The 12,327-nt window shown below is 71.8% G+C and carries 11 protein-coding genes; 3 read left to right on the top strand and 8 right to left on the bottom strand.

The window, feature by feature from the left end:
- Positions 1-229 precede the first annotated feature (229 nt).
- Genes carB through pyrR form a run of 6 tightly spaced genes read right to left on the bottom strand, consistent with a single transcriptional unit; the run spans position 230 to position 8,267 of the window.
- A complete protein-coding gene (carB, locus tag VFL99_RS04530; protein WP_325105140.1) occupies positions 230-3,625 on the bottom strand; it encodes a carbamoyl-phosphate synthase large subunit in 3,396 nt (1,131 codons plus the stop codon).
- Positions 3,625-4,857 carry a glutamine-hydrolyzing carbamoyl-phosphate synthase small subunit gene (gene carA, locus VFL99_RS04525; protein ID WP_325105139.1) on the bottom strand — a complete coding sequence of 411 codons (1,233 nt, stop codon included), beginning with the start codon at positions 4,855-4,857 and terminating at the stop codon, positions 3,625-3,627. Before carA ends, carB begins: the two co-directional genes overlap by 1 nt.
- Positions 4,854-5,423 (bottom strand): PH-like domain-containing protein, encoded by a 570-nt coding sequence (locus tag VFL99_RS04520; RefSeq protein WP_325105138.1) that lies wholly within the window; start codon positions 5,421-5,423, stop codon positions 4,854-4,856. The genes carA and VFL99_RS04520 overlap by 4 nt, the downstream gene beginning before the upstream one ends.
- Positions 5,423-6,724, bottom strand: a complete 1,302-nt coding sequence (locus VFL99_RS04515) for a dihydroorotase (RefSeq protein WP_325105144.1) — start codon at positions 6,722-6,724, stop codon at positions 5,423-5,425. The genes VFL99_RS04520 and VFL99_RS04515 overlap by 1 nt, the downstream gene beginning before the upstream one ends.
- Before the next feature lie 29 nt (positions 6,725-6,753).
- Complete coding sequence (locus VFL99_RS04510) at positions 6,754-7,689, bottom strand: aspartate carbamoyltransferase catalytic subunit (protein WP_325105137.1); 936 nt, start codon at positions 7,687-7,689, stop codon at positions 6,754-6,756.
- Positions 7,689-8,267, bottom strand: coding sequence for a bifunctional pyr operon transcriptional regulator/uracil phosphoribosyltransferase PyrR (gene pyrR, locus VFL99_RS04505; protein WP_325105143.1), 579 nt, complete (start codon positions 8,265-8,267; stop codon positions 7,689-7,691). The genes VFL99_RS04510 and pyrR overlap by 1 nt, the downstream gene beginning before the upstream one ends.
- Positions 8,268-8,488: 221 nt before the next feature.
- On the opposite strand from pyrR, the gene VFL99_RS04500 reads away from it, so the two are divergent.
- On the top strand, positions 8,489-8,908 hold the full coding sequence (locus VFL99_RS04500) for a hypothetical protein (RefSeq protein WP_325105136.1): 420 nt from the start codon (positions 8,489-8,491) through the stop codon (positions 8,906-8,908).
- Positions 8,909-8,994: 86 nt separating this feature from the next.
- Here the strand turns inward: VFL99_RS04500 and nusB are convergent, their stop codons facing one another.
- Together nusB and efp are read right to left on the bottom strand one after the other, a co-directional pair.
- Positions 8,995-9,408, bottom strand: a complete 414-nt coding sequence (nusB, locus tag VFL99_RS04495) for a transcription antitermination factor NusB (protein ID WP_325105135.1) — start codon at positions 9,406-9,408, stop codon at positions 8,995-8,997.
- Positions 9,408-9,968, bottom strand: a complete 561-nt coding sequence (gene efp, locus VFL99_RS04490) for an elongation factor P (RefSeq protein ID WP_325105134.1) — start codon at positions 9,966-9,968, stop codon at positions 9,408-9,410. The genes nusB and efp overlap by 1 nt, the downstream gene beginning before the upstream one ends.
- A 176-nt stretch (positions 9,969-10,144) precedes the next feature.
- Between efp and VFL99_RS04485 the strand changes: the two genes are divergently transcribed.
- Positions 10,145-10,426 (top strand): hypothetical protein, encoded by a 282-nt coding sequence (locus tag VFL99_RS04485; RefSeq protein ID WP_325105133.1) that lies wholly within the window; start codon positions 10,145-10,147, stop codon positions 10,424-10,426.
- Positions 10,427-10,641: 215 nt separating this feature from the next.
- On the top strand, positions 10,642-12,303 hold the full coding sequence (locus tag VFL99_RS04480) for a peptide ABC transporter substrate-binding protein (protein WP_325105132.1): 1,662 nt from the start codon (positions 10,642-10,644) through the stop codon (positions 12,301-12,303).
- Positions 12,304-12,327 lie beyond the last annotated feature (24 nt).

Here is a 12,327-nt window from a genome sequence, read left to right as displayed (position 1 = left end):
CGGGACGTGTGCTCGCCGCCGACGGCGAGCGCCACGAACTGGCCGGGCCGGAACCGCTCGGCGATGGCCGGGGCCACCAGCGTCATCGCGTGGTAGTCCTGCACCTGGCGGACCGTCAGCACCGTCGCCGACGTCTGCACCGGCGTGTCGGACACCCGTCTCCCTCTTCTCGTCGTGCGCCGGGCGGGCCGGGCGGAGGCTGCCGCCGCCCGGCCCGCCCGGCGCGTCGTCACGCGGGCGGCACGCCGCCGCCCGAACCCGCACCGCCGTCAGAGCCCGCGGCGCCGTCGGAGCCCGCACCGCCGTCCGGGCGCCGCGCCGCGCGGCCGCGGGCGCCGCCGATCCGCGCGGCGTGCTCCTGGAGGGAGCGGACGCCGACCAGGCCGCCGGCGACGGCCTCGATGCCCTGCACGGCCGCCGCGAGGCCCTGCACGGTCGTCACGCACGGTACGCCCCTCAGCACGGCCGCGGTGCGGATCTCGTAGCCGTCGAGCCGCGGCCCGGACTGGCCGGGGCTGCCGAAGGGCGTGTTGACGATGAGGTCGACCTCGCCGTCCAGGACGCGCCGCACGATCGTGGGCTCGCCGGCCGGGCCGGGGCCGTCGCTGTGCTTGCGCACGATCTTGGCACGCACGCCGTTGCGGCGCAGGACCTCCGCGGTCCCCTCCGTGGCAAGAATCTCAAAGCCCAGGTCAGCGAGCCGCTTCACCGGGAACACCATGTGCCGTTTGTCGCGGTTGGCCACGGACACGAACGCGCGGCCCTTGGTCGGCAGCGATCCGTAGGCGGCCTGCTGCGACTTGGCGAACGCGGTGCCGAACACCTCGTCGATGCCCATGACCTCGCCGGTCGAGCGCATCTCGGGGCCGAGCACGGTGTCGACGCCCTGCCCGCTGGCGTTGCGGAACCGGTCGAACGGGAGGACGGCCTCCTTCACCGCGATCGGCGCGTCCAGCGGCAGGGTCCCGCCGTCGCCGCTCTCCGGCAGCATGCCCTCGGCGCGCAGCTCGGCGATGGTGGCGCCCATCATGACGCGCGCCGCCGCCTTGGCGAGCGGCACGGCCGTCGCCTTGGAGACGAACGGGACGGTCCGGGACGCGCGGGGGTTGGCCTCCAGCACGTACAGGACGCCCGCGGAGAGCGCGTACTGGACGTTCATGAGCCCGCGGACGCCGACGCCGCGCGCGAGCGCCTCCGTCGACTCCCGGATGCGGCGGATGTCCTCGTGCCCCAGCGTGATGGGCGGCAGCGCGCACGCCGAGTCGCCCGAGTGGATCCCGGCCTCCTCGATGTGCTCCATCACGCCGCCGAGGTAGAGCTCCTCGCCGTCGAACAGGGCGTCCACGTCGATCTCGATGGCCTCGTCCAGGAAGCGGTCGACCAGGACGGGGTGCTCGGGGCTCGCCTCGGTGGCGCGGGCCATGTACGACTCCAGCGTGGCGTCGTCGTACACGATCTCCATGCCGCGCCCGCCGAGCACGTAGGACGGGCGCACGAGGACCGGGTAGCCGATCTCGGCGGCGATCTCGCGCGCCTCCTCGTAGGAGGTGGCGGTGCCGTGCTTGGGCGCGAGCAGCCCCGCCCTGTGCAGGACCCGTCCGAACGCGCCGCGCTCCTCGGCGAGGTGGATGCTCTCCGGGGAGGTGCCCACGATCGGCACTCCGGCGTTCTTCAGCTTCTGGGCCAGGCCCAGGGGCGTCTGGCCGCCGAGCTGGACGATGACGCCCGCGACCTCACCGGACTGCTGCTCGGCGTAGACGACCTCCAGGACGTCCTCCAGCGTGAGGGGCTCGAAGTACAGCCGGTCGGAGGTGTCGTAGTCGGTGGAGACCGTCTCGGGGTTGCAGTTGACCATCACGGTCTCGTAGCCGGCCTCGGCCAGCGTGAAGGACGCGTGGACGCAGGAGTAGTCGAACTCGACGCCCTGGCCGATGCGGTTGGGCCCGCTGCCCAGGATGAGGACCTTGGGCTTGGTGCCCGGCGGGACCTCGGTCTCCTCGTCGTAGGCCGAGTACAGGTACGGCGTCTGCGCCTCGAACTCGGCGGCGCACGTGTCGACCGTCAGGTAGACGGGGCGGATGCCGAGCGCGTGCCGCAGCTCGCGGACGACCTCCTCCGACAGGCCGCGCAGCTCGCCGATCTGCGCGTCGGAGAACCCGTGCCGCTTGGCGCGCAGCAGCTTGTCCCTGGTGAGCGCGTCGTCGGCGGTGCGGATCTCCTCGGCGACCTCGTTGACGGCCGCGATCTGGTCCAGGAACCAGGGGTCGATGCCGGTCGCCTGGTACACGTCGGTGATGCTCGCCCCGGCCCAGAGCGCGCGCTGGACGTCCCTGAGGCGCCCGTCGTGCGGGCGCTTGGCCGATTCGAGCAGCTCGGCGGCGTCGGCGTCGCCGGCCCAGCTGAACGACGAGCCCTTCTGCTCCAGCGACCGCAGCGCCTTCTGCAGCGCCTCGGTGAAGCAGCGGCCGATGGCCATGGCCTCGCCCACGGACTTCATGTGCGTGGTGAGCGTGCCGTCGGCGCCGGGGAACTTCTCGAACGCGAACCGGGGCACCTTCACCACGACGTAGTCGAGCGTGGGCTCGAACGACGCGGGCGTCTCCCGGGTGATGTCGTTCGGGATCTCGTCGAGGGTGTACCCGATCGCCAGCTTCGCCGCGATCTTGGCGATGGGGAAGCCGGTGGCCTTGGACGCGAGGGCCGACGACCGCGACACCCGCGGGTTCATCTCGATGACGATCATCCGGCCGGTGCCGGGGTGCACGGCGAACTGGATGTTGCAGCCGCCGGTGTCGACGCCGACCTCGCGGATCACCGCGATCGCGACGTCCCGCATGTTCTGGTACTCGCGGTCGGTGAGCGTGAGCGCGGGCGCGACGGTGATCGAGTCGCCGGTGTGCACGCCCATCGGGTCGAGGTTCTCGATGGAGCACACGACCACGACGTTGTCCGCGCGGTCGCGCATGATCTCCAGCTCGTACTCCTTCCAGCCGAGGATCGACTCCTCCAGGAGCACCTCGGTGGTGGGGCTGTCGTGCAGGCCGGCGCCCGCCATGAGCCGCAGGTCGTCCTCGTCGAAGGCGAAGCCGGAGCCGAGGCCACCCATCGTGAACGAGGGCCGCACCACCACCGGGTAGCTGAGCTGCTCGGCCGCCGCGAGGCACTCGTCCATGGTGTGGCAGATGACCGACTTCGCCGACTCCGCGCCGACCCGGTCGACCACGCCCTTGAACCGTTCCCGGTCCTCACCGAGCTGGATCGCCTCGACGCTGGCGCCGATCAGCGGGCAGTCGTACTTCTCCAGCACCCCGGCCTGGTGCAGCGCGATCGCGGTGTTGAGCGCCGTCTGCCCCCCGAGGGTGGCGAGCACCGCGTCGGGCCGCTCCTTGGCGATGATCGCCTCGACCACCTCGGGGGTGATCGGCTCGACGTAGGTCGCGTCGGCGAACTCGGGGTCGGTCATGATCGTGGCCGGGTTCGAGTTCACGAGGATGACCCGCAGGCCCTCCTCGCGCAGCACCCGGCACGCCTGCGTCCCGGAGTAGTCGAACTCGCAAGCCTGCCCGATGACGATCGGCCCGGAGCCGATGACGAGGACGCTGTCGATGTCAGTGCGGCGGGGCATCAGCGGGTGGCCTCCATCTTCAGGGTCGCACCGGGTGCCTGCGACATCAGCTGGGTGAAACGGTCGAACAAGTACGCGGCGTCGTGCGGACCGGCCGCGGCCTCCGGGTGGTACTGCACCGAGTAGGCAGGCAGGTCAAGGCATTCCAGCCCTTCCACGACGCCGTCGTTGAGGCACACGTGCGACACGCGCACCCGTCCGTATGCCGGGTGCTCGCCTGCCGTGGGGCCGCTCGCCTCGTCTGCGGGAGCCGCGACGACCTGGTCGTGGTCGGTCGGCCACTTGATCGCGAACCCGTGGTTGTGGGCGGTGACCTCGACCTTGCCGGTGGTCTTGTCCATCACCGGCTGGTTGATGCCGCGGTGGCCGTACTTGAGCTTGTAGGTGTCGAAGCCGAGTGCCCGGCCGAGCAGCTGGTTGCCGAAGCAGATCCCGAAGAACGGGATGCGCGCGTCGAGCACGGCGCGCAGCAGGTCGACCTCGTGGTCGGCGCTGGCCGGGTCGCCGGGACCGTTGGAGAAGAACACCCCGTCCGGGCCGTCGCCACCATTCGCGGAGGGGACCGCCCGGACCTGCTCGACGGTGGCGGTCGAGGGCAGCACGTGCACTTCGATCCCACGCTGTGCCAACAGGGTTGGAGTCATCCCCTTGATGCCCAGGTCGAGGGCTGCCACGGTGAAGCGGTGCTCGCCCACGGCCGGGACGACATACGGCTCGGTGGTGGTGACCTCCGCGGCCAGGGCGGCGCCGCTCATCTGCGGGGCGTCGAGGACGCGCTGCTGCAGCGCCTCCTCGTCCTCGGCGGCGGCCTGGCCGGAGAAGATGCCGACCCGCATCGCTCCGCGCTCACGCAGGTGCCGGGTGAGGGCGCGGGTGTCGATGCCGCAGATCCCGACGACCTGCTGGTCGCGCAGCTCCTCCTCGAGGCTGCGCTTGGCGCGCCAGTTGGAGGGGCGGAGCGCCGGGTCGCGGACGACGTAGCCGGCGACCCAGATCTTGCGGGACTCGTCGTCGTCGTCGTTGACGCCGGTGTTGCCGACATGGGGCGCCGTCATCACGACGACCTGCCGGTGGTAGCTCGGGTCGGTCAGGGTCTCCTGGTAGCCGCTCATGCCGGTGGAGAAGACCGCCTCGCCAACGGTCTCACCGACCGCTCCGTAGGCCTGACCGTGGAAGGTGCGGCCGTCCTCGAGGACCAGGACGGCCGGGTCGCGCCGGACCAGCGTGCTCACGATGCTCCTTGGGTGGGGGTGGTGGGGGAACCGGCGGGGCCGGTCAGGCGGGTGACGGCGGCGACGAGGTCGTCGGCGTCGGGGCGGTGTCGGGGCAGGAATCCGGAGTCGTAGCGCTGCCCGTCGTCCCCGTGCCAGGTGATGACGACCAGCCGGTCGGACGCGGGGCCGGCGAGGAACTTGCCGGCCATGCCACGGTCACGACGCACCTGCTCGATCCGGTCCGGGCCGAGGCGGATGTCGTCGGCGCCCTGTCGGCGCCACACGACGCCGTCGGGGCCGACGCTCATCACGGCGGCGGCGCGCACGCCGAGACCGTGGAAGCCGCCCACGGTGACGCGGTCATAGCGGGAGTCGGCGGTCGTGGTGCTCACGTAGGTGCCGCGCGACGCGACCCAGGCGTCGGTGCCGGGGCCGCCGTACTGTCCGGCTCCGGTGACGTCGCCGCGCCCCATCGCCACGGCCGCGGAGGGGTGGCGGCGACCACGCCGCAGGTAGGCACGGGCGAGCACGGTGTAGATCACGATCACGAGCAGCACGAGGATGCCCACGGCGACCCACCGCATCAGAGGAGCGCTCCCTTGCGGACGGTCGGGGTGCCCCGCAGGATCGTGGTGTCGACTGCGCCGGTGAAGCTGCGACCGTGCCAAGGATTGTTGCGGGACAACGACATCGACGCGTTGGCGTCCACGGTCACGGGCCGCTCCGGATCGACCAGGGTGAGGGTGGCCGGCTCGCCGGGGGCGAGTGGGCGGCCGTGCTCGCCCAGGCCTGCGATGCGGGCCGGCGCCTGCGACATGACCCGGGCGACGTCGCGCCAGTCCATGCGCCCGGAGCGGACCATCACGTCGCTGACCACCGACAGCGCCGTCTCGAGGCCGACCATGCCGAAGGCGGCCTCCGCGAAGGCGTGCTCCTTGTCGTGGCGGGCGTGCGGCGCGTGGTCGGTGGCCACCGCGTCGATGGTGCCGTCGGCCAGCGCCGCGCGGAGCACCTCCACGTCCTCGGCGGGTCGCAGCGGCGGATTCACCTTGTAGACCGGGTCGTAGCCGGTGAGCAGGTCGGTCGTGAGCAGCAGGTGGTGTGGGGTCACCTCGGCGGTGACGTCGATGCCCTGCGCCTTGGCCCAGCGGATCACCTCCACCGAGCCGGCGGTCGAGACGTGCGCGATGTGCACGCGCGAGCTCGTGTGCCGGGCCAGCATGACGTCCCGAGCGACCACGACCTCCTCGGCGACACCGGGCCAGCCGGGCAGTCCGAGCCGGCCGGAGAGCTCACCCTCGTGGCAGCAGGCCCGGCCGTCCGCCAAGCGCGGCTCCTGGGCATGCTGGGAGATCACGCCGCCGAAGGCCCGGACGTACTCGAGGGCACGGCGCATGATCTGCGCGTCGTGCACGCAACGTCCGTCGTCGGAGAAGACCCGGACCCGCGCCGCCGAGCGGGCCATGAGCCCGAGCTCGGCGAGTTCGGCCCCACCCAGCTCCTTGGTCACCGCTCCGACCGGCTGCACGTCGACCAGGCCGGCGCGTCGCCCGAGGGCCAGCACGTGCTCGGCGGCCTCGGCGGTGTCGGTCACCGGGGTCGTGTTCGCCATGGCCAAGATCGCGGTGAAACCACCGACCGCGGCGGCCTGCGAGCCGGTGAGCACGGTCTCGGCGTCCTCGCGGCCGGGCTCGCGCAGGTGGGTGTGCAGGTCGACGAGGCCGGGTAGGGCGACCAGGCCGTCGGCGTCGATGACCTCGACCTGCTCCCCCGCCCGGGCCCGCGGCGTGGACAGTGAACCGGTCTCGGCGATGACCCCGTCGCGCAGCAGCAGATCGGACCGACCCGCACCGGCGAGGTTCGCCCCCTTGATGAGCACCGTCATACCTGCCGCTTCGGTCGCACTCACCCGTGTCACCGGACACTCCCTTCTCCGCTCGCCAGCGTGTGGTACAGCACGGACATCCGCACTGCCACCCCGGCGGAGACCTGGTCGAGGATCATCGAGCGGGCCGCGTCCGCGGCATCCGCGGTGATCTCCAGGCCCCGGTTCATCGGCCCCGGGTGCGCGATCACCGCATGCTCGGGCAGGGCAGCGAGCCGGTCGCGGGTGAGCCCGTAGCCGACGGTGTACTCGCGCGGCGTCGGGAAGTAGCCGCCACTCATCCGCTCCTTCTGGACCCGCAGCATCATCACCGCATCGAGCGTGGGCAGCACCTCGTCGAAGTCGTGCGACGTGGCGAAGCCGTCCTGCTTGGCCCAGGTGCTGATGCCCGCCGGCATCAGGGTGGGCGGGGCGACGAGCGTCACCCGGGCGCCCAGCGTGGACAGGCAGATGAGGTTGCTGCGCAGCACGCGTGAGTGGGTGAGGTCGCCGACGATCGCCACGTGCTTGCCCTCCAGGTCGCCGAGCCGGCGGCGCATCGTGTAGGCGTCCAGCAGCGCCTGGGTGGGGTGCTCGTGCGTCCCGTCGCCCGCGTTGATCACGCTGGCGCCGACCCAGCCGGCCACCTGTGCGGGGGCACCGCTGGCGTGGTGGCGGATGACCAGGGCGTCCACACCCATGGCGGCAACCGTCATCGCCGTGTCGCGCAGCGACTCGCCCTTGCTCACCGAGGAGCCCTTGGCCGACACGTTGATGACGTCGGCGGAGAGCCACTTGCCGGCGAGCTCGAAGGAGGAGCGGGTGCGGGTCGAGTCCTCGAAGAAGAGGTTGACCACCGTGCGGCCACGCAGCGTCGGCAGCTTCTTGACCTCGCGGTGCTGCACGTCGTGCATGGCGGTCGCCGTGTCGAGGAGCTGCAGGACCTGATCGCGGTCGAGGTCCTTCATGGACAGCAGGTGCTTCATCAGCGCTCACCTCCGCTGATCCGGACCTCGTCGAGGCCGTCGTGCTCGGCGAGGCACACGCGGACGCGCTCGCTGTGGGAGGTCGGCAGGTTCTTGCCGACGTGGTCGGCCCGGACGGGCAGCTCGCGGTGGCCCCGGTCGACGAGGACGGCGAGCCGGACGGCGCGGGGCCGGCCCAGGTCGGACAGGGCGTCCAGGGCGGAGCGGACGGTGCGCCCGGAGTAGAGCACGTCGTCGACGAGGACCACGATGCGTCCGTCCACGCCGGTGTCCGGGATGTCCGTGTGCTCCATCGGCCGGGTCGGCTGCGAGCGCAGGTCGTCGCGGTACATCGTCACGTCGAGCGAGCCCACCGGGACCCGGACCCCCTCGACCCGCTCGATGGTGTCGGCGAGGCGGCGCGCGAGCGGGACGCCGCGGGTCGGGATGCCCAGCAGGACCAGGTCGTCGGCGCCCTTGTTGCGCTCGAGCAGTTCGTGGGCCATGCGCCGGAGGGCGCGGGAGATGTCGCCCTCGCCCAGCACGACGCGACCGTCACGATCGGGATGGTCTGGGGGCCCTGCCGTGGGCTCGGCCACGGGGGCAGCAGTTGAGTCGGGACGCGTCACAGCGTCGGGACCTCCTTCCCCGCCTCACGGGACGGGTCGTTAAAGGACGTCGGTCGCAGGCGATCCTACCTCGCGTCGTGACCTGCTCGTGACAGGGGCTCGGTCCGTGAACTGCGACGGCCCAGAGCCGCTTCGGCAGCGCCACGAGCCGCCGTTGCCGACAGGGCGCGCCGCACGTCCAGACTGGGGCCATGCTGATCCTCGCTGCGTTCCGCCGGGTGGCCCACGAGATGTATGCCGTGCTCGGCGCGCTCACGCCGACCCACCGGCACCTGCGCGAGCGGCTGGTCGCCATGTTCTTCCTGACCCTGCTGGTGGATCTCCTGGCCAGTGTCGCCGTGCTGTTCAGCGAGCGCCATGCGCCCGGCACCGAGATCCACACCTACGGTGACGCCGTGTTCTGGACGACCGGCCAGCTCCTGACCGTCTCCTCGCAGCTGCCGAACCCCCTGACCGCAGCGGGTCGCGTGGTCGACATCCTCCTGGAGCTCTACGCGATCACCATCGTCACGGCCATGGCAGGATCGTTCAGCGCGTTCTTCCACCGGCGCAGCCTGGAGCGCCACCCCTACGTGCCACCGACCCCTCCCCCGGGCCGACCGACGCCGTGAACCGCGGGAGTCGCCAGACGAGTCCTTCGGGCCCGACTCCTCGGCGCTCCGGGCCTCGCTGCGCTCGTTTCCTCACGCCGTCGTCGTCAGACCAGCGTCGGCTTGATCTCCGACAGACGCGCCAGCAGCCCGTTGACGAAACCGGGCGACTCGTCGGTCGACAGCGCCCGCGCCAGCGCCACCGCCTCGGAGATGGCGACCGCGTCCGGCACGTCCTCGGCGTAGACGACCTCCCACGTGCCGATCCGCAGGATGGCCCGGTCGACCGAGGGCATCCGCTCCAGCGGCCACCCCTGGCTGTAGGTCGACAGCAGCTCGTTGATCGACACCCAGCGCTGCACGACACCGCGCACGAGCGTGGCGGTGTAGTCGTGCAGCGGAACCTGCGTCACCGGCGCGGCGAGCCGCTCCTGCAGGAGGGTCTCGGCGTTCAGGCCCCGCTGCTCGGCCTCGAAGAGCAGGTCCAGCGCGCGGCGGCGCGCCTTGGAGCGAGCGGCCACTAGTTGACGCGACCCAGGTAGGAGCCGTCGCGGGTGTCCACCTTGACCTTGGTGCCCTGCTCCAGGAACAGCGGGACGTTGATCTGCGCACCGGTCTCGAGGGTCGCCGGCTTGGTGCCGCCGCTGGACCGGTCGCCCTGCAGGCCCGGCTCGGTGTAGGTCACCTCGAGCACGACCGAGGCGGGCAGCTCGACGTAGAGCGGGTTGCCGTCGTGCGTCGCGACGAGCGCCTCCTGGTTCTCCAGCAGGTAGTCCGCCGCCGCGCCCACGACGTCGGCCGGTACCGGCAGCTGCTCGTAGGTCTTGGTGTCCATGAAGACGAAGTCGGCGCCGTCCTTGTAGAGGTACTGCATGTCGCGGCGGTCCACGTTCGCCGTCTCGACCTTGGTGCCCGCGTTGAAGGTCTTGTCGACCGTCTTGCCGGTGTTGATCGACTTCAGCTTCGTGCGGACGAACGCCGGCCCCTTGCCCGGCTTCACGTGCTGGAACTCCACCACCGACCAGAGCTGGTTGTCGAGGTTGAGGACCAGGCCGTTCTTCAGGTCGTTCGTCGTCGCCACGCGCTTCGTCTCTCTCGTATGCCGTCCAGCAGCACGCGCACGCAGGCTCACCCGCGCGTCGGGGCCGTCCGGAAGTGTTCGGGAATCCGCGCCATTCTAGCGGCGGGCCCCCGACCGACGAAAAACGTCGCACGCGCGCAGGTGCCCCGCCGGGGACGGGCCTCTACCCTGCAGGCATGACGCTCAGCAGCAAGAGGCACGACGTCGTCATCCAGGGCATGTCGGTCACGGTGGAGCTGGCCAGCGGGCTGCCCCGCACCTGGCAGCTCGCGGTCGGGGGGACCGTCGTGGACCGGGTCGCCACCGACGCGGACTGCGTGCTGCGGGCCACCCTTCCGAAGGAGGAGGGAAGCATCCGCGCCGTCGTCCAGCAGCACGACGACGGCAGTGTCCGCATCAAGGTGCTCCACGAGGGCCAGGAAGTCGTCACGTTCAACGACGCCGTGGAGGCCGAGTAGCCCACATCCTGGGACGATTCCGGGGCACAGGACACGGATCCGTAACGCCTTCGCAGCCATGCCGTAACGGGCCCCGTTCGCGGCCGGCTGACCGCCCGACCGCTCGTTAGGCTTCCAGCGGTCCCCATTCCACTCCGCTTGCCTGCGCCGGGTTCGGGCGCGCCGACTCGGCGTGTCCTGACGGCGCCCAGCGGTGCGCCCCCAGGAGGAAGCCGATGCCAGGCACCGAGCGTGCCCGGCGCCTGACCGTCATGGCCGGCGCCGCTGCGCTCGCCGTCGGTCTCGTCTCCTGTCACGGCGCGACTCCTGCACCCACCTCCTCCACCAGCTCGATGTCCGCCGGTGGCGCCCCGATCCGCGTCAACGGCCTGCGCCCGCGGCAGCCGCTCTACCCCGGTGAGGCACAGGACCCGGGCAGTGTGCAGCTGCTGCAGCTGCTCTTCCGGGGCCTCGTGCGCTACGACGCGCACGGCAAGGTCGTCAACGAGGTCGCCCGCTCGATCACCAGCACCGACAACCGCACGTGGCGGATCCGGCTGAAGAGCGGGTGGAAGTTCACCAACGGTGAACCGGTCACCGCCTCCTCCTTCGTGGACGCCTGGAACTACACGGCGCTCGTGGTGAACCACCAGGCGAACGCCACCTTCTTCGCCCCGATCCAGGGGTATGCCGACGTGCACCCCGCGCGGGCCGGCGCCGCCCCGCGCGCCAAGACCATGTCGGGCCTCGAGGTCACCGGCGACCTGAGCTTCACGGTCAGGCTCCGGGAGCCCGATCCCTCCTTCCCCCGCCGGCTCGGGGCACTCGCCTTCTCCCCGCTGCCGACCGCGGCGTTCAAGGACAAGCCGGCCTTCGGCCGGCACCCGGTGGGCAACGGCCCCTACCAGCTCAGCCCCGAGCGTCAGTCCTCCGACGGGGTGGTCCTGCAGGCCAACAGCTCGTTCAAGGGTCGCGACGCGGCCCGCAACAGTGGGCTGCGAATCACGTTCTACGACAAACCTTCCCAGGCCTACCAAGATCTTCGCGACGGGGCGCTGGACGTGCTGGACGGCATACCGTCCGACCGGCTGGGCAGCTTCGCGAAGGACCTCGGCGACCGCGCGATCAACCAGCCGGCGGGATCACTGGAGTCGCTGTCCTTCCCGCTCGACCGGCCGCCGTGGAACGGCCCGCACGGCGCCCAGCTGCGCCGGGCGATCTCGATGGCGATCGACCGCCGCGCGATCACCGCCGAGACCCTGCACGGGACCGCCACGCCGGCCACGGACTTCTCGGCGCCCGTGGTGCCGGGGTGGTCGGACACCCTGTGCGGGCAGACCTGCGAGCTCCGCCCGGACCCGGCGCGCAGGCTGTGGCGCGCCGCCGGCGGACTGGGCGGCAGGCTGCAGATCGCCTACGCCGCCGACGGCGGCCAGGGCCCATGGGTGCAGGCCATCTGCGCCGACCTGCACGAGGTGCTCCGCGTGCGCTGCGAGGGACGCCCCTACCGGGACGCGGCCGCCTACCGCAAGGCCGTCAACGGCGGGGACCTGCGCACGCCGTTCGTCGCCGGGTGGCGCATGGACTACCCGGGCCTGGAGAACTTCCTGCTCCCGCGCTTCACCGTGGACGGTGGCGCCGACCACACCGGCTACCACAGTGCGCGCTTCGACGCGGCGGTCGCCACGGCGCGCCGGGCACCGGACGGGGGGTCGCGGATCGAGGCGCTCCGCACCGCCGAGGAGGTCCTGGTGCAGGACCTACCGACGATCCCGCTGTGGTACCCCCGTGCCACGGGCGGCTACGGCCCCGACGTCGCGGGAGTGGTCTTCGGCGCCGACGGGTTCCCGGTCTACACCGACATCACCCGGCCGAGCCCGGACTCTGCCGCCGGCTGACCCCGCCCGCACGTCAGCACGTGC

The sequence above is a fragment of the Segeticoccus sp. genome (assembly GCF_035708005.1).
The sequence above is the reverse complement of the archived record's forward strand: the minus strand, read 5'-3'. Positions and strand labels throughout refer to the sequence as shown.